The 2,697-nt window shown below is 63.1% G+C and carries 1 protein-coding gene and 1 pseudogene; both read left to right on the top strand.

Annotated features, from left to right (window positions below; all coding sequences use genetic code 11):
* A pseudogene (locus JCM25156_RS28930) lies at nt 1-1,456 on the top strand (OprO/OprP family phosphate-selective porin); the annotation flags it as partial.
* 97 nt (nt 1,457-1,553) lie between these two features.
* Nucleotides 1,554-2,546 carry a sulfate ABC transporter substrate-binding protein gene (locus JCM25156_RS13275; protein ID WP_407637125.1) on the top strand — a complete coding sequence of 331 codons (993 nt, stop codon included), beginning with the start codon at nt 1,554-1,556 and terminating at the stop codon, nt 2,544-2,546.
* The last annotated feature ends 151 nt before the right edge of the window (nt 2,547-2,697 follow it).

Consider the following 2,697-nt stretch of genomic DNA (forward strand, 5'->3'; position numbering starts at 1 on the left):
TGGCCACGCGACGCCAGCAGGTCGCCCGCGCGGCGGCGCAGCCCGCCCCGTGGACGGGACCATTACCCGTTATTGGCGATGTGGAAGGCGCGTCCCAGCCGCGCGGTCCGCGCACCGACGCCGAAACACGCACGGCGCTTTCCGAGGGACCGATTCCGTCCTGGGCCGAATTCAAGGCCGCTTCGGAAAAGGACGAGAGCGTGCATATCGGCGGCATGCGCATCGGCTTTCCCTCCGGTCGGCCCACCATCGCATCCGATGACCAGGCCTACAGCTTTTCCGTCGGGCTGCTGGCGCAGGAAGATATTGGCGGCTTTATCGGCAGCGGCCCGAAACCGGGTGAGACCAAGGGCAATTTCAACAACCTGACGGAAAACGCCCGCAGGCTGCGGCTGTATTTCACCTGGCGTTACAAGGACTGGGTCGCGAATGTGACGCCTGATTTCGGTTCCAGCTCCGTCGATGGCACGGTCGGGCTGTTCGAGGCCAATCTGAATTATACGGGTTTCAGACATACCACGCTGACGGTCGGTTACTTCCAGCCGCGCGGGGATGAAGAAAGCGCCGAGCGTTCAGGGGCCTTCGAATTCCTTGAACGCCCCACGATCGTGGATCTGGTGCGTAACATCGCCGGTGGCGTGGCGCGCTTCAGCATCGGTGGCGAACATTACGAGGATCGCTGGCTGGTGGCGGGTTACTTCACCGGGCAGAAATTCGGGGATCGCAGCAAGGATACAACAATTACGGACAGCCAGACCGGCGGGGTGCTGCGTGTGGCGGGTCGCCCGTATGTCAGCAAGGACATTGATCTTTACGTGGGTGGAAGCGCCACCACGGCGTTCAAGGTCAATGAAAGCTCCAAGGGCCGCCAGTACACCTTCAGCGACAATACCGAGGTGCCACTGGGCGAGACCTCCCTGCTGAGTTCCGGGGCCCTGACCGATGTGGCCAGATCTGGGCGGCGGGGCCGGAACTGGCGCTGCGCTGGCGGCGTTTCCTGTTGAAGGGGCAGTACTACCACGTCGGCGTCCAGCGTGATCATTCCGGCACGGATCCGTTGCCCTCCCTCGGCTTTGATGGCTGGTACGTGGCGGCCAATTACACGCTGTTCGGCAAACCGCGTGGCTATAACTCGAAGATCGCCGCCTTCACGACGCCGGGTGTCGAAAAGGATTTCGACCCCGCGCATAACCACTGGGGCGCGCTCGAACTGTCGGGCCGGTGGAGCGTGACGGACCTGAACGACGTTCCCAGCCAGGGTGGGCCGGGCATTAACGGAAACCAGCAGACAGCATGGGAAGCGGGCCTGAACTGGTACCCCAACCGGCATGTCAGGTTCATGCTCGATTATGAGCGCTTCATCATCAGCCGGACCACCGGCGGATCGAACCAGGCCATCAACGTGCTGGGCAGGGATGGCAATGCTGTTGTCGGGCGTATCCAGGCGTCTTTCTGAACCCTTTCTCATGCTAACTGGCCCGATACATGGGCTGTATTTAGAAAATCAGGGACGATATTCCATGTCTGAAATATTTACTTCCACCCGCCGCCAGATGTTCAGGTTCGCATTCGCGGCCGGGGCGGCCACGCTCCTGTCCCCGGTGCGGGCATGGGCAGCCACCACGCTGCTGAATGTGTCCTATGATCCGACACGCGAACTCTATCAGGAAATCGACCGCGATTTTTCGCGCGAATGGACGCAGGCGCATGGTGGCGGTCCGGTCCAGATCCGTACATCCCATGGTGGGTCGGGCGCGCAGGCGCGTTCGGTGCTGGAGGGCGCGCCAGCGGATATTGTCACCCTCGGTCTGGCCTATGATATTGATGTTCTGGCGCAGAACGGGCTGCTGGCGGCGGACTGGCAGAAGCGCCTGCCACATAATTCAACCCCGTTCACCAGCACCATCGTGTTTCTGGTGCGCAAGGGAAATCCCAAAAACATCCGCGACTGGCCCGACCTGCTGCGTGACGGGGTGCAGGTCATCACCCCCAACCCCAAGACCTCGGGCGGGGCGCGCTGGAACTATCTGGCCGCCTGGGGCTGGGCGCTCCGGCAGTCAGGCGGCACGCCGGACAGTGCGCGCGCGTACCTCAAATCCCTGTTCGGGCATGTGCCGGTGCTGGATACCGGCGCGCGCGGGGCCACGAACAGTTTTGTACAGCGCGGGCTGGGGGATGTGCTGCTGGCGTGGGAGGACGAAGCCCTGCTGGCCACGCGTGAGATCGGGCCGGACAGGTTCGATATCGTGGTGCCACCGGTCACGATCCTGGCGGAGCCACCCGTTGCGGTGGTTGACCGTAACGCCAGCGCGCATGGCACGACGGAGATCGCACAGGCCTATGTCGAATTCCTGTTCAGCCCGGCAGGGCAGAAGATTGGCGCGCGCCATTACTTCCGCCCGGTTGACCCCGCCATCCTGGCGCAGAACCGTGACCGCTTCCCGGATGTGAATACGTTCGACATCGCCAGCCTTGGGGGATGGACCCGGGTACAGAAGGATCATTTTGCCGATGGCGGCATCTTTGACGGCATCTATACAAAATGACGGCCCTGCATGCCCTGTCCGGGCGGCTGGCCTGGCGCCGGCAGCGTGATGCGCTGCCGGGATTTGCAATCGGGCTGGGCCTGACCCTGTTCTGGCTTGGCGTGATGGTACTGCTGCCGCTGGCGGCCCTGCTGGCCCGCCCATGGAGCGA

Source organism: Komagataeibacter kakiaceti JCM 25156 (genome assembly GCF_000613305.1).